Source organism: Dictyobacter sp. Z7_2, from assembly GCF_057551105.1.
The window spans coordinates 3,134,287-3,153,460 of record NZ_BAAJPE010000002.1 but is presented as its reverse complement, the minus strand read 5'-3'; the positions used below and the strand labels follow the sequence as shown (position 1 = coordinate 3,153,460).

General features: G+C 50.0%; 16 protein-coding genes. 8 read left to right on the top strand and 8 right to left on the bottom strand.

The annotated features are described in order from the left end of the window. Window positions 1-293: 293 nt before the first annotated feature. Entirely contained in the window at window positions 294-893 is a 600-nt protein-coding gene (locus AC27N8_RS26790; protein ID WP_487071166.1) for a TetR/AcrR family transcriptional regulator, read from the bottom strand. Window positions 894-1,051: 158 nt separating this feature from the next. Between AC27N8_RS26790 and AC27N8_RS26785 the strand changes: the two genes are divergently transcribed. The 3 genes from AC27N8_RS26785 to AC27N8_RS26775 all read left to right on the top strand — a co-directional run bounded on the left by AC27N8_RS26785 (window position 1,052) and on the right by AC27N8_RS26775 (window position 4,847). Beyond that, entirely contained in the window at window positions 1,052-1,768 is a 717-nt protein-coding gene (locus tag AC27N8_RS26785) for a class I SAM-dependent methyltransferase (RefSeq protein WP_487071164.1), read from the top strand. A gap of 234 nt (window positions 1,769-2,002) precedes the next feature. Beyond that, window positions 2,003-3,319, top strand: coding sequence for a hypothetical protein (locus tag AC27N8_RS26780; protein WP_487071162.1), 1,317 nt, complete (start codon window positions 2,003-2,005; stop codon window positions 3,317-3,319). A gap of 82 nt (window positions 3,320-3,401) precedes the next feature. Beyond that, window positions 3,402-4,847: an HD domain-containing protein gene (locus AC27N8_RS26775; RefSeq protein ID WP_487071160.1), complete on the top strand. Its 1,446-nt coding sequence runs from the start codon at window positions 3,402-3,404 to the stop codon at window positions 4,845-4,847. Between the two features lie 58 nt (window positions 4,848-4,905). Here the strand turns inward: AC27N8_RS26775 and AC27N8_RS26770 are convergent, their stop codons facing one another. Beyond that, a complete protein-coding gene (locus AC27N8_RS26770) occupies window positions 4,906-6,009 on the bottom strand; it encodes a tetratricopeptide repeat protein (protein WP_487071158.1) in 1,104 nt (367 codons plus the stop codon). 354 nt (window positions 6,010-6,363) lie between these two features. Here AC27N8_RS26770 and AC27N8_RS26765 point away from each other — a divergent pair, with 354 nt between their 5' ends. Further along, entirely contained in the window at window positions 6,364-7,911 is a 1,548-nt protein-coding gene (locus tag AC27N8_RS26765; protein WP_487071156.1) for a S1C family serine protease, read from the top strand. An 81-nt stretch (window positions 7,912-7,992) separates the two neighbouring features. Here AC27N8_RS26765 and AC27N8_RS26760 read toward each other — a convergent pair whose 3' ends face one another. From AC27N8_RS26760 to AC27N8_RS26745, 4 genes are all read right to left on the bottom strand, one after another. Then, window positions 7,993-9,024, bottom strand: a complete 1,032-nt coding sequence (locus AC27N8_RS26760) for a hypothetical protein (protein ID WP_487071154.1) — start codon at window positions 9,022-9,024, stop codon at window positions 7,993-7,995. A gap of 156 nt (window positions 9,025-9,180) precedes the next feature. After that, window positions 9,181-9,969, bottom strand: a complete 789-nt coding sequence (locus AC27N8_RS26755; protein ID WP_487071152.1) for an anti-sigma factor family protein — start codon at window positions 9,967-9,969, stop codon at window positions 9,181-9,183. Between the two features lie 19 nt (window positions 9,970-9,988). Continuing rightward, window positions 9,989-10,630, bottom strand: coding sequence for a sigma-70 family RNA polymerase sigma factor (locus AC27N8_RS26750; RefSeq protein WP_487071150.1), 642 nt, complete (start codon window positions 10,628-10,630; stop codon window positions 9,989-9,991). 314 nt (window positions 10,631-10,944) lie between these two features. Then, the gene (locus AC27N8_RS26745) at window positions 10,945-12,858 is read right to left on the bottom strand and encodes a protein kinase domain-containing protein (protein WP_487071148.1); all 1,914 of its coding nucleotides are present in this window, start codon (window positions 12,856-12,858) and stop codon (window positions 10,945-10,947) included. A gap of 214 nt (window positions 12,859-13,072) precedes the next feature. Here AC27N8_RS26745 and AC27N8_RS26740 point away from each other — a divergent pair, with 214 nt between their 5' ends. Continuing rightward, the gene (locus AC27N8_RS26740; protein ID WP_487071146.1) at window positions 13,073-13,942 is read left to right on the top strand and encodes a hypothetical protein; all 870 of its coding nucleotides are present in this window, start codon (window positions 13,073-13,075) and stop codon (window positions 13,940-13,942) included. A 4-nt stretch (window positions 13,943-13,946) separates the two neighbouring features. On the opposite strand, the gene AC27N8_RS26735 is transcribed toward AC27N8_RS26740, so the two are convergent. Both AC27N8_RS26735 and AC27N8_RS26730 read right to left on the bottom strand, forming a co-directional pair. Continuing rightward, window positions 13,947-14,156, bottom strand: a complete 210-nt coding sequence (locus AC27N8_RS26735) for a TOBE domain-containing protein (protein WP_487071144.1) — start codon at window positions 14,154-14,156, stop codon at window positions 13,947-13,949. Window positions 14,157-14,330: 174 nt separating this feature from the next. Then, a complete protein-coding gene (locus AC27N8_RS26730; RefSeq protein WP_487071142.1) occupies window positions 14,331-15,284 on the bottom strand; it encodes an aldo/keto reductase in 954 nt (317 codons plus the stop codon). Between the two features lie 210 nt (window positions 15,285-15,494). On the opposite strand from AC27N8_RS26730, the gene AC27N8_RS26725 reads away from it, so the two are divergent. From AC27N8_RS26725 to AC27N8_RS26715, 3 genes are all read left to right on the top strand, one after another. Next, window positions 15,495-16,499 carry a LacI family DNA-binding transcriptional regulator gene (locus AC27N8_RS26725; RefSeq protein ID WP_487071140.1) on the top strand — a complete coding sequence of 335 codons (1,005 nt, stop codon included), beginning with the start codon at window positions 15,495-15,497 and terminating at the stop codon, window positions 16,497-16,499. 202 nt (window positions 16,500-16,701) lie between these two features. Continuing rightward, window positions 16,702-18,054: an ABC transporter substrate-binding protein gene (locus AC27N8_RS26720; protein WP_487071138.1), complete on the top strand. Its 1,353-nt coding sequence runs from the start codon at window positions 16,702-16,704 to the stop codon at window positions 18,052-18,054. A 171-nt stretch (window positions 18,055-18,225) separates the two neighbouring features. Beyond that, window positions 18,226-19,164 carry a carbohydrate ABC transporter permease gene (locus AC27N8_RS26715; RefSeq protein WP_487071136.1) on the top strand — a complete coding sequence of 313 codons (939 nt, stop codon included), beginning with the start codon at window positions 18,226-18,228 and terminating at the stop codon, window positions 19,162-19,164. Window positions 19,165-19,174 lie beyond the last annotated feature (10 nt).

Genomic DNA, 19,174 nt, shown 5'->3' with positions numbered 1-19,174 from the left:
AAAACAGTCTATACTTAGATGTAGCATTATGTGAATTATTTTTGCATCAGTTGGGCTTCGTACTCTGTTGTTTATGCTTTTTTTTTCTTTTCACAAAACTAAGAACAAAGAGTACGAAAACAGTAGCTATAATAGCAGAAAGTATTTGTATCACTGCATCATAAAAAGCGTTTCGCAATGAAAAACCAAAGAATACATTTGACGCCGTTATTAGTATAATTCCAATGATTGAGACACCAATTAATAGCATAACTTTTTTATAAAGGGGCATAATTTTGCCTTTCTGCTATTTGTCAATTATTCGATGCTGCGGTCGATGAAAGAGCTGTTTGCAAGCCAGGTAAAGATAGTGTTTGAAAGATCTCATTCATGCGTTCTGGTGCATAGGGCATGTCAGATGCGATCCACCATTTGAGCAGATTGAGGAAGGCTCCAGCCAGATACTGGGCTACGACTGTCAGAGGGATTGCAGGCGGATGTTTTTCTGCATAGGCACGCGTGAGCTTCTGCTCAATGATACTACATAAGGTACTCTGTAGCATCTCCCAGACTTTCTCTTCTGCATGGCCGCGCACAAGTGCTTGAAATTGGACATGCTGGGAATGCTCCTGAATATGTTGAAAGAGCGCCAGGCTCGGAATAATTCCCTCCTCATGAGTTTTCGTAGACATCGATGTCAATAGGTGCTCGACGAGATATGCAATCAAATCTGCATGTACATCATCCTTATCATAATAATGGGCGTAAAATGTTGAACTACCAATATTGGCCCGTTCCAAAATATCGCGCACCGTGATCGACTCATAGCGTTTCTCGACCAGAAGATCCATGAACGCAGAATGTATCAGGTGACGCGTACGCAGGGAACGACGATCTTGCTTGTCCTGTTTCACAGAAAACCCTCTCTTTCCTGTACAATTTCAGTCATGTGTGCGGTAGTGAGTATTTTGCTCAGATTGATGCTTGACCGGAAGGAACCACTCCCTTTTAATAGATACCGAGCACTGTCTCTATTACAGAATAGTCTGTTTCTTTGAAAGGAGCAAGTTTTATGCATTCGTTTAAGCATAATCATGGGAGTCAGGACGAGCATGCTGCACATCAGGCGCAAGAGGCCTTCACCAATATGCCTGCCTGGCGCTATGACCTGATGGTCTGGTTTGCCTACCGTGGCAAAGAAAGAGCGTCCCGACAAATGATGCTCGATCTGGCTCGATTGCAGCCGGGCGAGGCTGTGTTGGATGTGGGATGTGGTACGGGAACGCTGGCACTCCTTGCCAAAAGGCGTGTTGGAAAGACGGGTCGCGTCTGTGGAGTCGATCCCTCGGCGAGCTTGCTGTCTGGGGCGCGGCGCAAAGGGGCGCGGGCGCGTCTGGCCATTGAATTCCAGTTGGGAGGGATTGAACAGATCCCCTTTCCCGATCAATCGTTTGATGCTGTATTAAGTACCTTTATGCTGCACCATATACCAGATGATCTGAAGCATCAAGGACTACTCGAAATTATCCGCGTACTCAAACCGGAGGGGCGTTTACTGGTGGTCGACTTCAAGCCCTCGGAAGGACATCAAGCTGCTCACGGACGGCCCGGAGAAGGGGAATTTAACATCCAAAATCTCCCGATTCACCTGAAGGAAAGTGGCTTTTCTCACATCGAAAGCGGAGAAATACCGTTCCAGACCCGTGGTTTGTCAACGAGCCATCAAAACTCTAGCTTTGTACTGATGCAAAAAATTTTGACAACAGAGCAAAAAACACTACCGCAGTAGTGCATCCAGATGCATTATCTCAGCGCAGGTTTCCTCTGTGCTGAGATAATATGTATACATGTGGTGGATTTCAACGCCTGATAATCACAGCCATGTCATTCTCTCTTTTCAGTCTCTTGCCCGGTAAATAGCTCCTTCCCCTATAGAGAAACATTCCCTCTATCCTCCTAAAAATCCTTAGAAATTTCCGCTATAATAATAACGCTGTAGTTAATAATACATGAGGGGATGATTATGCACTTTGGTGACAAACATGAAATCATGGAGTTTATGGTACGTAAAAGACAGGTTCCAAGCACCACATGGTCTCCTTTTAGAGAGCCTCAACCGAAACGTGGCCTCGCAGAAACATCCAATTCAGCCGATCGCGCTAAAAGGAAAAACAGCAACAAAAATGATCAAGCACTGCCTTCATCCGCTCCTCGTGAAAGTCCAGCCGGCCAACCAGAAACATCCAATTCAACAAATAGAGCTAAAAGAAGAAGAATCTCAATAATTGCTCCCCAAGAAGCATCTTCATCTACTCCTCGTGAAAATCCAACTCGCAAACAAGGTGGTCAAAGAACCACAGACGGTCGAAGAGAAATCCTTTCAGAACTAGAAAGAAACACGCTGCCTGAACCGACGCAACAACGGACAGAACCTATACCTATGCAGCAGTCTGAACCTATACCCATACCTGGCGGTAAAGCACGTCATCCACATCTTCAAGGTACGATGCCGAGTACAGAAAGCATAACGTCAATAGAAGGAATGTCTCATCAAAGAATGTCTCACCGCAAAGGGCGCCCTTCGTTGGACCAGCACATACGCTCGCTACAGGAAAAAAAGAACAACGCGAGTCCATCAATCTCGGAAAGAGTTCTCGGATCTTATTCACGAACGTATGAAGCTATCGGTGACAGCCAGCGGCTTGAAAATCAGAATAAGATATTTAAGGTAAAGATTGAAGCAATGAGCAAAGACCAGCCTACGGAGTTAGATAAAGGGACATATGAATTTGTCGTACCCGTGAACAATCCAGACCTCTTACTTCTCCGTAAAGTCAACTCCGACAGTAGCAAGGGCCATACTTCGTTGGTTAGACCCGGCGAGGAGGTGTTGTATGCTGGTAATATCATAATTGATGCAGATAAAAAGCTTGTTGAATGGGACAATTGGTCGGGTCATTTTCAGCCCATCTCACCTGATGCGCACGCGGTTGGACTCCCCATGGACAAATTTAAGTCCGTAAAGACAAAGAGGCTTGAAGCAGATGTAGTTGCCACGATAGAAAGAAATAAAGCTGCAGATATAGACAAACTCATTACTTCAAATATTGATATGCAGGAGTTACATAATATTTTAGACATTAAAAATACAGCAGAACGCAGGAAAGAATTTCACCCATTAGTTACAAGAATTTTTCAAAGAGCATCAGGCCAATTATCGGAACAACAAAAGGATGTTCCAGAAGAAGAGAAGATTATTCTGATAAAGCGGCAAGTTCAAGATAAAATAGTAGTGATGTTAGAAGATTTAAAAAAAGCTCGTGAGCAACCATTGGAATGAAATGGGCGCATGCAGTAAGTCTTAAAGCCTGATTAACTATCTATCATAGACATTGTTGGTGGGGGTTTGATAGAATGGGTGTATGCAAGAAGATCAAGAAGATTATTTACAAGGCAACGTAGATCCTGTGATTGAGGACCCTTTAGCAGATAGAGCCATCTATCTACATACGATCAAGTCGGCAGACACGGGAGGCTATCCGTTGCTACCAGACGAGCAGCCAGTGGGGACAGTACGTGATAGTCTCTACGATTTGATTCCGTTGGGTCCGCGTGAACTAAAGCTGATCAATACGCAGGAGTTTCTGCGTTTGCAGCAGGTGAAGCAGTTGGGTTTTGTGTACAGGATCTGGCCGGGTGCCACTCATTCGCGCTACGAGCACAGTCTTGGCTGTTATCATCTGGCGGTACGAGCCTTAAGATCGCTACTACAATGCGGAACGCATGGTGGGCTGGATGGAATTTCGATCAGTAGCATTCAGACGCTGGTGGTGGCTGCTTTGCTGCATGATATTGGACATTATCCTTTTTCGCATACGATCGAGGATCTTGGCTACTCGATTATCCACCACGAGCGGGTCGGGCGCTCAATCATTGAAAAAAGTGAGCTGGCGACGATCATTGAGCGAGATTATCATCTATCGCCTGAGCGAGTGGCCGATTTTATCGATCCGCCGACGTCGCGGCCGCTGCCACCTGATGATGAGTTGTTGCGACATCTGCTGAGTGGGGCGTTGGATATCGATAAGTTGGATTATCTACCCCGGGATGCTCGTGCCTGCAATGTGCCGTATGGTGGCGTGGACGTGTCGAGGCTGCTTGGCTCTCTGCGGACGTACAGTGACGTGCACGGCGAGCGCTGTATGGTTGTGACGAATAAGGGGATCAGTCCCCTGCATTCGCTGTTACATGCGCGCCAGGAGATGTTTGACAATATTTACTGGCATCATACGAGTCGAGCGTTTCAGATGATGCTGGTGCGAGCGGTCTTCGATGCTTTGACAGCTCAGGCTCTGACGGCTGAACGCTTGATGGGTCTGACAGATGCTGGCCTGCTAACACTACTGGCTTCTGACACGATGCCCGAAAGTTCTCAGAGGCTGGCGCTGGACCTTGAGTTACGCCGACCCTATAAGGTAGCGTTAGAGATCAGTCCTCCGGCTGGGAGTCTATTCCGCAGGCTTGAGGCGCTGTTCTGGGACCCGATGCGGCGTCGACATATCGAGCAGAAGTTGGCAGCCGAGTTGGCTCTGGCCCTCAATCTGGAGATTACTGATTATGAGGTGCTCTTTGATATCCCTCGGCCTGAGCGGTGGGAGATGGATGTCTGGGTAGCTTTCGAGCATCCACCGATTGGGATGAAGCCTCTGATGAAGTGGGTTGAGGTCACCGGCCTGCAATCCGATGATCTGGCACGCTACGAACGCCATCAACGACGCATACGCGTGCTGACCACGGAGCGTGTCCGGACAAGTGTGCGCGAGCATGCGGGCGACGTCCTGCTGCGTCTGCTCGAGGGATTGGTCTGATCATCAAGGAGATGAGACACTTCCACTGCATCTGTATTCCTATCTTGATAGCTAAACCCTAGACCTTTTTCTTCTCTTTGCGCTGATACATCATGCGCAGGGATTTCTCGTAGATGCGTCGCGCCGGAGGATAATCCTGATTGAGGCGCATGGCTCGTTCGGCGATCGTGACGGCTTCGCGATAGCGCTCCAGGCGATAAAGGGTGTCCGCTTTAATAGTCACGAAGCGGACATTGGAGAGATCTAAAGCAATCAGATGATCAACAGCATCATTGGCCTCTGAGAACTGTCCCAGGCTGCGCAGGCTACGCATGTAGTTTTCCCAGGCCAGAGGATTCTCAGGGGTGATTTCGATCAGACAGAAGGACCAATCTTTGAGTTCTTCAAACATCTCCAGGGCGCGAAACGCATGGAGACCCAGCGTGAGTGTTCTGATATCTCGTGGCTGGATTTTCCTGGCTCGGTTCAGCAAAGGAATCAGTTCACGCATGCGTCCGATGCGGCACAGGATGTCACCTTTCATTTGGAGAGCAAAGAGTTGATATGAATCCAGTTCAAGGCTTCTATCAAAAGCATCGAGGGCTTCAGCCAGGCGATTGAAGTTAAGGAGCGCAACACCATAATTAGCCCAGGCGCGGGCATCATCTGAGGCGAGCTCGATAGCTCTCTGAGAGCTGCGTAAGGCATCTGAGAATTTCTCTTGTAGCAATTGAAGTCCGCAGCGATTGATCCAGGCCAGTCCCAGATTGGTGTTGAGGAGGAGCGCTTGATCGTTGGCGATTTTGGCCTCTGAGATACGGTTCAGTTTTTGCAGAGCCCGAGCTTTATAGGCCAATCCATACGCTGAATTGGGCTCAAGCGAGATAATCCGCAGGGCAACGTCGTAGAGGAGTTCGAATTGATTGAGCGCGTCCAATGTGATTGCCAGAGCAAGCAAGACTTCGCTATCCTGATCGTCGACACGAGCCATTTCCATCAGTAACGGAAAAGCCTGTCCCCAATCTTTCGCCTGCACATACATCAAGGCACAATGACGAGTCTGCCCGCGATCAGAGGTTTGATCACTCTGCTCTACGACCTCTTGCTGTATAGTAGTTTTTGTTTGTTGCGAAGAAAGGGATGCTACATCCTGTCCCCTCTCATGTATCTTAGACTCGTCCAATTTCAGTCCACTCCATCTCCTACACGATTTATTTTCCCATTATCTCATTATCGGCACCTATGAGCAACCCCTTTGAATAAAATGGCTGTTGTTAATATAATAGTAGGATACCGATGGAAAAACTTGCTTGCTGGGTTAATAAATGATATCTATTAGAGAGGAAGGTTTCCATACAATTTTTTTACAAATCTAGCAAAGATTTTTTATGGTAGTAAGATACAGTATAGACAAGATAAGTTTATAAGCATTCCATATTGTGCCATGGGATGGCTCACATGTTACTATAAAAGATTATGCTACGGCATGTGATAGGCAGTGGGGGGATTTTAATTGGTACCGAGGAGGGTATCGCACATGGAAAATTCAGATAATCATACTTCCGGTTATTATCAGGATGATAAAACCGAACCGTATCAACCCGCTCCACAATCGGCTCGACCTGAAGAGGAGCAACCACATCCATATGCGCCACCGGCCCAGAATAGGAGTTATCCTCCTCAACAGGGTGGCGGCGCTCAAAATGGACAATATTATCGCGAGTATATGGAACCTCAAGCGTATCAGCCAAGTCCTTATGCATCATCACCATCGCGTCCACAGAGCAACAGCTATCAGCCATCCGCTTACACAGCGCAAGCCCAACCCAAACCCGACGATCAAACGGTGAGTGGGACAAGCAATAGCACAGGACAAAGCTACGCTCAGGGAGGCTATGTTCCCTACGCAGGCAATGGTGGACCGCTCGCGCCGCAGCCGCAGCGTACAGGCAGAGGCGGCGGCTCACGTGCGCTTGCGATCACAGCACTGACCCTGGTATTACTGGTCGTCCTGGGTGTAGGACTATTTGCTGGCTGGCAGTTTGGACATGCCCCCACAGCAGCGACAAACTCGTCGGTTGCCAATAACGGCACATTACAGACAGGATCGAGTTCACAGGTCACCATTCCCAAGCTGACTGGAACAAACCTCCAGGCAGTACAGGAAGCCGTTGTGGCAAAGACACGACCAGCGGTCGTCCAGATCACGGTAGAAACGTCGAGCGGTGAAGCGCTTGGTTCGGGCGTAATCATCGATACGCGTGGGTACATTATCACCAATAACCACGTCGTAACCGGAGCAACCACCATCACAGTCGCGCTCGCCGATGGAACAACCTACAAAAACGTGCAGGTTATTGGCACTGATCCTGCCGACGATCTGGCTCTGGTCAAGATCACACCACCAAAGAACATGGCCGTCATCCCCCTGGCAGACTCAACCAAACTGGTCGTAGGGCAGAACGTGCTGGCCATTGGGAATCCGCTTGGCAATACCCAGACGGTCACCAACGGCATCGTGAGTGCACTGGGAAGAAACGTCAGCGAGGATAATGGTGTCACTATCCCCAACGCGATTCAAACCGATGCACCGATTAATCCTGGTAACAGCGGTGGAGCGCTGGTTGATCTGGATGGGAATCTTGTCGGCATCCCCACGCTGACCGCTGTCGATCCAGAATTCAATGCACCTGCCAATGGCGTTGGCTTTGCAATTCCATCCAAACAAGTATCCTTGATTGCAACGCAATTGATTAAAGATGGCAAAGTCACACATACAGGCCGCGCCGCCATCGGTATCCAGCCAATTTCTGTAACTGCCCAGGTGCAGAGGCAAGATACGCTATCAGTCGATCATGGTGTCCTGATCGAAAAGCTCGTCAACGGCGGAGCCGCACAAAAAGCGGGCTTACAAGCTGGCGATGTGATTGTCCAGATTGACAATTCTCAGATCACTGATCTCCCAGATCTCCAAAATGTGCTGTTTGCAGACAATCCTGGTCAGACTGTCACCGTACAGGTCTATCGAGGAGCAAAGCAAATCAGCGTACAGGCCACACTCGGTGAATTATCATCAGGGAGTTAAGGGTTTAAGCAATACCTTCTCGTAAACCTTTACCTGACCAGGAAAGGGCGTCTCGTCAAGAGGCGTCCTTTCTTGTGGTGCCTACTTACTATTAGCTTCTTCGGTCTCCCGATCCACATGCTGATCGGCTGAAGGCAATGGGACGCCTGATCTGGCACCAGTCTGGCTGGGACTGATACGGCGATTGGCCAGCCCTACCCCCACCAGCAGGATAATCCAGCCAAAGATGAGCAGCAGCCAGAAGAGGACATCAGCGCCAGAAAAGTGCGCGATGCTGCCTGCTCCGGCATTCAGAACTGCTCCAGAGAGGATACAGATATTCGCCCAGAGCATCGGTGGACGCAGAGTCCCTTTCTCTCGAACCGGCCTGACAATAGGAGACTGGAGCGGCGCGATGCTTGAGCGACGACCAGCCAGCACAACTCCTCCGAAAAGAACAATCCAGCCGATTGCCATGATCAGCCAGAAGATGTTATCGATGCCCAGGAAACGGGCCATACTTCCAGCGGCAGCGTTGAGGATTGCTCCGGCAAAGATAAATATATTTGCCCAGAGCACGCGGCCAGTCTTGATGCCTCCCATACTCGTCTGGCGGCGCAGGAGTTGTATACCTGAGAAGAGCGCCACTCCCGCCACAGCCACTACACCCAGAGTATTGAGCAGAATGGTCATGAGCAGCCAGGGACCAGTCAGAAGCGTGCCTGTTCCAGGTTCTCCAGCGATCTGACTCAGCTTCAGCATATCGATAGCGGCATCCAGCACAAATATAGCCGCCACAGTGCTCAACAGCATTAAAAAGCCAGCACAAATACGGGTCAGACGTGGCTTGCCAAGGAGTCCCACGCTCCCCAACCCCAGCCAGGATGGCATAATCGTTCCGCCAAAGGCATAGTAGAGGCGGAAGAGATACGTGCCCGGAGTCGTTGTTGGTCCGACGATAATCATGCTCATATAGGCCAGTGTGGCAATAAAAGCCATACATAGCGCAATCGACCAGTAGAGTTGGTAGCTACGTCGTCGGCGAATATATTGTCGCAGGATGACAAATGCAAATATCCCGGTGACCAGTACATTGATCAAAGGCGGGAGCAGCAATAACGTTGTGTTCACCATCGTCTCGTTTTCTGAATGGAAGGTCTTCCCTCATCAATTGTCTGATATCAATTAGCTTGCGATAGGACAGATTACTGTATCCCATCCAAAGTATCCAATACAGAATATAGCACAAACGAAATGTTGAGACATCCGCATGCGCCATTTAGAGACCATCTACTTTTGATCAGAAGATACTACTTGCCGCCCGTAGCGCGTTTTACGCTTCTTAAAGAAGAAGGAGCCAATCACACCCAGCACCACCAACAAAATACCTAGCCTGAATTGCCCAACACCAGTGCTTATATCAAAGAATAAGAATGTTGACACAATTACGGATGGAGTCTCGTCATGTTTATCAAGAGACGGAGCGGATTGAATAGACGGCGTGGTCGTAGGAACCTTATTTACATGAGGAGTCATGACTTCATGTGGGCCGTTAAATCCCTGCACAGAGGTAGGAGTACTGGTTGAAGGCGCAGAAGACGTTGCTGTGCTACTGATATGAGATGATGATAGCGCCAGAGCTCCTAGAAGGGCAGTGAGCACGAAACAGATGCCAATCACGGCAACCAGGCCACTAACCAGACGCATAGCCGTGCGAAGTGGTCTGCGACGCGTCGACACCATCGTAAATTGCCTGGGATTCCTGCTACTGATCGGGAGAATGGGTTTGGGAAGCGTCTGATCCACAGGCTCTGCATCTGGCTCTTCTTGTGTTGTCGCGTCGGATGCTGCCGATGTCAAAGAGAAGGTAGCCGGTAAGGTGAATGAGCGCGGCAATGGTGGTTGTGGCAATTCCTGCAGGAGGAGTACCGTTTGATGTAACTCGGTCAGCTCTTGTTGACACTGCTCACAGGTTTGCAGATGTGCTTGATAGCTCTCCTCCGATTCCTCGGGCAAGAGCTGATTGTCGAGCAACGCCGAAAGCTGTTCAGTTGTCAGATGCCGATCAAGTGGTGACACGGGTAGACTCCATTGTATATTATTTATCGTCCTTATTGGAGAGACGATACGTATGCGGTAAAAGTTCCTTGTGGGCCTGCAAATAAGTGCGTAGACGTGCCCTCCCACGCGAGATACGCGAACGAATAGTGCCCAGATTCGTCTCTGCCACCTGTGCAGCCTCCTCGTAAGATAATCCCTGAACATCACAGAGAATAATCGCTGTCCGTTGTTCAAGTGGGAGTTGCTCAAGACCGCGTTGGATCAGATCATGAAGCTCGAGCGCCAGCATGCGTTCCTCGGGATTGCTTTCTGGACCGACCATCGCCAGGGTGTCAAGAGGACTATAGGCATGGAGGTCATCTTCGTTGGTGAGCGCTTCAAGTGAGGTGGCCGGACGACGCTGTACACGCCTCCAATGGTCACAGGCAAGGTTGGAGCCAATGCGTAAGAGCCATGCACGAAATGATGAGCCTCCACGATAGGTGCGAATAGCCCTGAAAGCGGCAATAAACGCATCCTGAGTCACATCGGCCGCCACATCGGGATCACCCAACAGACGAAACACCGTACTGTACACAATGCGTTGATACTGCTCTATGAGTAGGTTGAAGGCTTCAACATCATCATGCTGGCTACGGGCAATGAGATTCTCCTCATCGTCGCGTGCAAGCTTATTCATTTAGAGAGGGCCTCACTTATCGCTATTTGCGTCAGTGTAACATATTTTTCAGTCCTCGACCATACTCCATTCATCTACAGGTGTGCTTCATAGGGAACAAGGTCGAGCGCAGCGAAGACCCTGTAGCGTCGCACGCTCGCGTGCGATGCCCCAGTTTCTCGTACGAGCCAGCAGGATCTCGGCGCACCACGCTGGTCAGCTAGATCATACGTCGAGTGGGACATCGCACGCGAGCGTGCGACGCTACGGTGTCCTTGTCTCCACGAGCATCTTGAATGATATACGTCGTCAGGTGCCGCACTCTTCTCAGAAGATCAAAGCAAGCGCTGCACATCCTGCTGCATCTCTTTGTAGCCGCGATAGCGTCCTCCGGCATCTTCATCGAGCGCTCGCGCCAGGATTCTTTCCAGTGCGGGCGATATGGCTGGATTGAGCAGGCGGATAGGAGGATAGGCGGGATAATGCGGCGGCGCGACGTTGCTCAGCGCATGATACATACTGGCAGCCAGCGCATAGATGCTGGTACGTTGATCATAGATCTGATCCTTGATCGGTAGATAAGGCGAGATAGCAAGCTTGCGCGTCGTTCTCTTCCCGCGTCGTTGCGTATTGGGCTCGTTGGACGACGGTGGCGGCTGGATCTGAAAGCCTGTTAGAAAGACACGCTGGCGCTGCGCTTCGATGAGGATGTTGGCCGGCGAGATGTCATCATGACGGATGGGCACTGGCTGCTGCTCAAGGGCGATCAGGATATTGAGCAGGCTGTTAAGATAGCTGATGATTTCTCGCTCGGCGAGCGGACGCAGAAGTTTGGCAATACGCTCTTCGAGGCTTTCGCTATCGATATAATTCATGACGGCGTAGTAATGCTTCCCTTCGGCGAAACGATCGATGATGCGCGGTAGCAGCGGATGACGCAGGCGGGCCAGAGGTTCTGTCGCTCGATCATAATAAGCCACCTCCTTAGCACGCTGCGCGAGCGGATAATCAGCACATTCCCAGCGCTTGAGCACGACAAATGCTCCATTCTGTTGGGCATCTCGCGCCACGGCGGTCATGATGCCAGTCGCCTCAGTCTGCTTCAGGATGCGCGTGATGGTATAGCGGTTCTGGTGTACAGTGATACCAATCAATGGACTGGCATGCAGAGTTTCGGGAGAGAGCGTCAGGCGTCCACAGCGTGAGCAGCAACGCTGTCCAAAGCGCACGGGAGCGTCACAATATTGGCAATAGCGATCATCATGCTCGGCCCCACAGAAAGCGCAGCGCTGAGCACCCGTCCGATTCTGCTGTCCGCAGCGCTGACAGAGATAGCGCTGTTGCGCCACATGTACGGCCTGACTATACTGTTCGGCGAACTCGATAATACTCCCGTAGCGCTGACGATAATCTTTGGAGAGCGCTCGCTGGAGCACGGCAGAGACTTCAACTGGCACGCGAGCGTTCCAGCGCTGCGGAGGTGGTGGGAGCTCATTGAGTTGAGCCTTCCACATCTGCTCCAATTGAGCATGCACAAAAGGAGTCCGACCAGTCAACAGCTCATAGCAACAGATCGCCAGCGCATACTGGTCGGAGTCGCGACGTGGAGCACCACGCCATTGTTCGGGAGGCATGTATGCGGCTGTCCCCGTGATCTCACCAAGCGAGGCATGCGTCTGCGTGCCCAGATAATAAGCCGTCCCGAAATCGGCCAACAAGATCTGTCCACTATGCCCGACCAGCAGATTGCCCGGCTTCACATCTTGATGGACCAATCCATTATCATGTACGTACTTGAGTGCCGCCGCAATCTGATCGACATACGGAACCAGATCTTCCACAAACGTCTGACGCTGCTGACCATTGCTCGTACGAAAAAGGTCACGAATCGTGCGCGGAGCATACTCCATCACAAAGTACGGCTGTTTGCTATCGGCGATCTGACCAAAGTTGTAGATCGGGAGAATGTTGGGATGCTGCATGGTGGCAATGCGACGCGCTTCTTGAAAAAAACTGGCCTGCGACTTCGGATTCGATTGATCCATGCGCAGCACCTTGAGCGCCAGAATCCGGCTAAGCGGATTGGGTTCGCGGACCTTATAAACCTGTCCAAAGCTACCAGCCCCGATAAAACTGATCACTTCATAGATACCAATCTGCGCCCCCTGCACCAGGAAAGCACAGTCCCGACAACAGATGGTTCCGTCCGGATTATCATGTCGTCCACGTGGATTGAGACAGCAAGCCAAATTTCTATCCTCCTTCAATCCATATACGACCAGCAGAGTGCCAGGTTACGCATACATATATTAATACAACCGCGATAAAGAAAAATTCCAGTTATATATATCTCTTTTAGAATCCAGTACATGCCCTTTCACGTAACATAAATAGACATTAATTTATTAGCGTAATGATAAGTTCTATAATCGTATTCTCTATTATAGAGTGAAAGGACATAATATGCATAAGAATGACCCCATGCGACGCGTCTATTGGGTTTTCTTCATTTGCGAAGGTATTGTTTTTCTTTCATTGCTGTTACAAGTGATTTTGACGATGGTAGCAGGCAGACCCAACTACTTTCTACTGGGATATCTGATCTTCTTCGGTATCCTTCTCATTCTGGCTTTCTTTGCCTTTAAGCGCAAGCATCAACGGACAGAGGAACGACGTCAACGAGCATCATCGGGTGATCCAGCATTTCTGGCTCAGCCCCAACCAGTGCCAGATGCTCAAGCAGCACCATTGCCTGCACAAGCTGGATTACATGTCAGCATCAAGTATATGCTTGAATTTAACGGTATCTTTTGCGTTTCATTGGCAATTATCTCATTCATCGGATTGTTCGTCGCTCTACAGACCACCACAAACGGACATGCGCCAACACAAGATATACACACGACAACCATTCCGATCATTCTCGGAATCGTAGTCGCCTTTTTGTTCTTTACATTTCTGGTGGACTTCTTTGTCATGCTCATTATGCGACCCCTCTTTGCTCAAGAAGTTACACTCGATGAGCAAGGCATCACAACAACGTTTTATCGAAAGACGACACAGATCCCCTGGAATGAAGTTCATAGTTTTGCCATGTGGGGCAATGCCAAACGCTTTTCAACGATCCAGTTCGAAGTCACCAGCGATCATGGAGTGGCACGATGGTTTCAACTTGGCCCTCCCCGCAAGATATTAACCCGGTTGACGATGCTCAAGCCCAACGTGCCTTACGACAAATATCTTGCTGATCTGGCCGCCATCCAGCAGATCATAGTAGCACGTACAGGAAAACCGCTCTATGACTTACGCGACGAAAAAATAGTTTGGTGGTAAAAAGCTATTCTCGTCCAAGCATGACTTCGGTGGATTTGATGACAGCGACGATGTGATCTCCTTGCTTCAGCTTAAGCGATTCGGCAGAAGTGCGTGTGATGGCGGAGACCAATTCCTGACCATCGGTGAGCGTGACAATGATTTCGGCCATCACACTGCCAAGTTTGACCGATTGTACAATTCCTTTGAGCTGATTACGTGCACTGATTTGCATCTGATAACTCCTCTTTATGCTGATTCTTCTTTTTACAAATGCTCTGGGAAGATGATGGAACAAATAGGATTTCTCTTTGATTGTACTCAGCGCGACAAAACGTCTGACCATGGCACAAAAAGAGAGGATGACACTCTACAATGAATGTCATCCTCTCCACCGTAGGATACTGCACTAGAAGTTCTTAGACATAAAGCTATTGATCTGCTCCTGCTCTGTCTCGGTGAGACGGAACTCGGCGGCAGCCAGCAACTCCTGGATCTGCTCGGGGCTGCGCGATCCGACGATGGCGGCAGTGACAGCGGGATTCTGTAGGGTCCAGGCAATGGCAACAGCTCCTGCGGTGAGGTTATGCGGGAAGGCAATCTCTCCCAGCAGCTCGGCTAATTTCAGGTTGCGATCGACAGCTGGCTCTTTAAAAGCTGAACTCTCTTTACGCCAGTCGTTATCGGGCATCGCGGCGATACGCTCTTTGGTCATGCGACCGGTAAGCAGGCCGGAGGCCATCGGCGAATAGACGATCACCCCAATGTTCTGCTGCTCGCAGTAAGGGAGGATCTCTTTCTGGACGTCCGAGTTGATAAGCGAGTAGGGTGGTTGCAACGTCTCGACGGGAGCAATCTTTTCGGCTCGCTTGAGCTGCTCAACGTTGAAGTTGGAGACTCCAATATGACGAACTTTTCCAGCTTTTTTCAGTTTCGTTAAAGCTTCCCATCCCTCTTCAATGTCGGGATCGGGATTAGGCCAGTGGATCTGATACAGGTCAATCGTGTCGATACCAAGTCGTTTCAGGCTCGCTTCGCACTCGCGCTCGATTGAGTCCGCTTTGAGCGAATTGCCTACTTTGCGCTTCTCATCCCAAACCATCGAGCATTTGGTGAAAATATACGGCTTCTCACGACCTCTAATCGCCTCTCCAACCACCTCTTCAGAATGACCAAGACCATAAACGGCAGCAGTATCGATCCAATTAATGCCCAGCCCTAAACCACGCTTAATCGTCTCAATAGACTGCTTATCATCCTGATCGCCCCAGCCAAATGATCCGTTACCACCTCCGATGGCCCAGGCTCCGATCCCAATGGGCGTAATCTGCATATCTGTTTTTCCAAATTGGCGCGTCTGCATAAGGTCCCCTTTCATCTATCTCCATGGTAATTATATACACTTCTTTCTTATGATACGTATCACTCAGCCATCACGAGACAGTCTTTACTTGAGCTTGCCGCTACTTTACATCGTTCAAAAAATTGTGCTATGCTGATGCCACTGGAGCCTGGGAACGTTTCCATGAGGTAAAAAATACCTATGCAGCCAGAGGAAGAGAGATCGCCTGTTATGTCAACAATCAAGGATGTGGCACGCGTCGCTGGCGTCGGAGTGGGAACCGTATCGCGTGTCATCAACAACCATCCCGGCGTCAGCCCGGAGATGCGAACACGTGTCATGAATGTAGTTGCTCAATTGCACTACAAGCCGAACCCGATTGCTCGCAGTATGATCTCAAAGCGTACCGGAGCGATTGGAATAATTGTGCCATTTTTTACGCATCCATTTCAAATCGAAGTGCTCCAGAGTATCCAGATCGCGCTGACTCGTGCCGAAAAAGAGCTGATCTTATACAATGTCGAGACGCCCACGCAGCGCGATCATTACTTCTCAGAGGTGCCAATGCATCAAAAAGTGGATGGCTTACTGATTGTCTCCCTGACTCCCACAGAGACATTTCTACGACGCTGGCGCGAGAACCATCTGCCCACGGTGCTGGTGGACGCGTATCATCCACAGATAAGCTCGTTGGTGGTCGATAATATGGATGGTTCTTATCATGCGGTAAAATTTTTGATCGCGCAAGGCCATCGACGGATTGGATTTATCAATGGCATCCGTGATGATAATTTCACTTTTAATCAGGCCAACGATCGCCTGATCGGCTTCCATCGCGCCATGAGTGAAGCGAAGGTCGTCTTTGATCCTGATCTGCTGATAGCAACAGCCTGGAATCGTCAGGAGGCTCAAAAAGCGGCGCGACTCTTGCTTCAGCGTGATAATCCACCTACAGCCATCTTTGCGGCCTCCGATGTGCAAGCAAGCGGAGTCCTGGAAACGGCACGACTCCTGCAAATTGCGATACCAGAAAAACTCTCAGTAATGGGCTTTGATGGGATAGAATTGAGTGAGGTCCTTGGCTTGAGCACAGTCCAGCAGCCGATCCAGCAGATGGGTGAACTCGGAGTCGCAGCGCTGCTTGAACAGATAAATGATCCCCGCAGTACACCTACTCTGGTACGTCTCCCCACACGCTTGATAGAGCGTCGTACAACTGGATCAATCCATCCCTAATCGAACGCATTGATCATCCTCTACATTAATAATTCCCGCAGCAATCCTTTACAACTCAGGCATTCGTATGTTATTGTTAATTGTTCATATAGAAACGTTTCCATGAACGCGCACAGTGCGATACCAGGTCTATTCAACGGCATTGCAAGATTTTTTATCTACGATGATGAAATTATTGGTCCATGTCTAAAGGAGGACTCGTATGACCCCGGAGAAACGTGATGTATTGGATGAGATTATTGTCAAAATCCGTTCGGGGCGTATCACACGCCGAACCTTTCTCGAACGGGCTGTCACGGTCGGACTATCGAGTACGGCAGCAATCTCATTATTAGAGGCCTGCGGTGGTTCATCGAATAGCAATGGAGGCAATGGAGCTTCCGTCAATCTCGTCTGGCAAAGTGAGAAAGACTCGACCAACCCCTCGATCTATCAAACCCTTACAACGACATTTAACAACTCCATTGGCAAACAGAAAGGCATTCACGTCACCTGGAACCAGGGGCCAGCCAGCACCAACGACTTACTGACCAAGTATGTGAATATGCTACGCGCACGTAACCACGCCATCGATGTGATGTCGATCGACGTTGTCTATCCAGCCGAATTTGCGGCCAACAGCTGGACGCAGGCAATTAAGGATAGCCAATGGCCAGCAAGCGAGCGTGCAAAATACCTCTCAGGTCCGATCGAGAGCTGTACTTATCAGGGACAGCTTGTCGCCGCCCCACTCCGTACCGACATCGGACTCCTCTACTATCGCAAAGACCTCATTCCAACGCCGCCCACCACCTGGGAGGAGCTGACGACAATGGGGAAAAACGCGATGTCAAAAACGAAGTATGGATATGTCTGGCAAGGTGCACAGTATGAAGGTCTTGTCTGCAACTTCGTCGAGGTCCTCTATGGCTACGGCGGCACCATCCTTGATCCCAACAACGCCAAAACAGTCACGGTCAATAGCCCTGAGGCGCAGGCCGCTCTGACTGAGATGGTCAGTTGGGTTGGTGGCATCTCTCCTGCGGCAGTCACCACCTATCAAGAGGACGATGGTCGTCTGGTCTGGCAGAATGGAAACTCCGCCTTCATGCGCAACTGGCCGTATGCATACGCGCTCGGGAACACCGCAGGTGTGGCGATCGATAATAAATTTGATGTCACCACAATGCCAGCGAGCGGCAGCAATACCACCGGACACTCGTGTACAGGAGGATGGAATCTGGCCACCAATGCCTATTCATCCAATAGCGATGCCTCATGGGAGTTTATCAAGTATCTCCTGAGCGCAGATGCCCAGAAGACGCTCGCTGTCAAAGCCTCGCTAACTGGCTGCCTGCAAAGTATCTATGACGATGCAGATGTCTTGAAAGCTCAGCCGCTTTTCACCAAACTTAAACCGGTGCTGCAAAATGCCAAACCACGACCGGTCTCACCACGTTATCCTGACGTCTCCAACGCTATCCAACTCCATCTTTTTGCAGCGTTGAAGAAGCAAGTCACACCGACAGCAGCACTCACGGCGCTCACCTCTGATCTAAAAGGCCTTGTTTCATAATCCAGATCCTGGCGACAGCGAGAACTATCTATCAGCGTGGATAACTGGTTCTTGCTGTCGGGATAATCACAGCGTCTGGCCAGTGCAAAGTGCAGCAACATTTGATCGCAGATAGAAAACGCCTCGTCTATTCTATTTGTGCACGCGAGAAACACAAAGGAGAGCTGGATCATGGCAACATCAGTAATTGACAAGAGCGTCAAGACGGAAAAAGCCCCATCCATCTTTGAGCGCTTTAGAACCGAGAGCGGCTTCTTGCCCTATATGCTGGTACTACCAACCTTTATACTCATCCTCGCCGTAGCCGTCTATCCTATTCTCTATTCGATCTACCTCAGTTTTTTGAATAATCCTCTGGCGGCATCCGGCGGAACATTCACAGGCTTTGATAACTATGTAGCAGCGTGGCAGGATAGCGCCTTTCGTGGCTCCATTGCAGGCACCCTGATCTTTAGTGTCGTCAGCGTTGCCCTGGAGACGCTCTTTGGCATGGCGATCGCTCTGTTGATCAATAAAACATTTCCTGGCAGAGGGCTGGTGCGAGCAGCGATTCTGGTCCCCTGGGCCTTTCCCACCATCGTCTCGGCCTACATGTGGCTCTTGATGTATAACGATCAAACAGGCATCATCTCCTATCTTCTGCAGCAGATGCACCTGCTTGCCCCAGGAAGTTCGCTGATTCAAACGACCTCGGGCGTAATTATTGCTGCTATTGTCACCGACGTCTGGAAGACAACTCCATTTATGGCCCTCTTGATCCTGGCGGGCCTACAGGTTATCCCTGCCGACCTGTACGAAGCTGCACGCGTCGATGGCAGTAATCGCTGGCAACAATTCTGGCAAGTGACCATCCCCATGGTGCGCAATACGCTCTTGATTGCGCTCCTGTTCCGCTCGCTGGATGCGATCCGTGTCTTCGATCTGTTTTATGCCTTTGGGAAGCGCTCGGTCCCATCGATGGCCTCCCAATCCGACTTCAATATGTTCGCCGGAACCAATGCCGACTTTGCGCCCGGCGTAGCGGAGGCGGTGATCATCTTCGTCATAGGCATCTTGATCAGCATCGTCTTTATCTCCATGATGCGTGGCGTATTCCAGGATAACGATTAGTAGAGGAGGA

Excerpts from the sequence above, each read along its gene's own strand:
- AC27N8_RS26740 (WP_487071146.1), top strand. The coding sequence starts at position 13,073 with ATGCATAAGAATGACCCCATGCGACGCGTCTATTGGGTTTTCTTCATT.
- AC27N8_RS26760 (WP_487071154.1), bottom strand. The coding sequence starts at position 9,024 with ATGGTGAACACAACGTTATTGCTGCTCCCGCCTTTGATCAATGTACTG.
- AC27N8_RS26775 (WP_487071160.1), top strand. The coding sequence starts at position 3,402 with ATGCAAGAAGATCAAGAAGATTATTTACAAGGCAACGTAGATCCTGTG.
- AC27N8_RS26715 (WP_487071136.1), top strand. The coding sequence starts at position 18,226 with ATGGCAACATCAGTAATTGACAAGAGCGTCAAGACGGAAAAAGCCCCA.
- AC27N8_RS26730 (WP_487071142.1), bottom strand. The coding sequence starts at position 15,284 with ATGCAGACGCGCCAATTTGGAAAAACAGATATGCAGATTACGCCCATT.
- AC27N8_RS26725 (WP_487071140.1), top strand. The coding sequence starts at position 15,495 with ATGTCAACAATCAAGGATGTGGCACGCGTCGCTGGCGTCGGAGTGGGA.
- AC27N8_RS26750 (WP_487071150.1), bottom strand. The coding sequence starts at position 10,630 with ATGAATAAGCTTGCACGCGACGATGAGGAGAATCTCATTGCCCGTAGC.
- AC27N8_RS26785 (WP_487071164.1), top strand. The coding sequence starts at position 1,052 with ATGCATTCGTTTAAGCATAATCATGGGAGTCAGGACGAGCATGCTGCA.
- AC27N8_RS26765 (WP_487071156.1), top strand. The coding sequence starts at position 6,364 with ATGGAAAATTCAGATAATCATACTTCCGGTTATTATCAGGATGATAAA.
- AC27N8_RS26780 (WP_487071162.1), top strand. The coding sequence starts at position 2,003 with ATGCACTTTGGTGACAAACATGAAATCATGGAGTTTATGGTACGTAAA.
- AC27N8_RS26720 (WP_487071138.1), top strand. The coding sequence starts at position 16,702 with ATGACCCCGGAGAAACGTGATGTATTGGATGAGATTATTGTCAAAATC.
- AC27N8_RS26735 (WP_487071144.1), bottom strand. The coding sequence starts at position 14,156 with ATGCAAATCAGTGCACGTAATCAGCTCAAAGGAATTGTACAATCGGTC.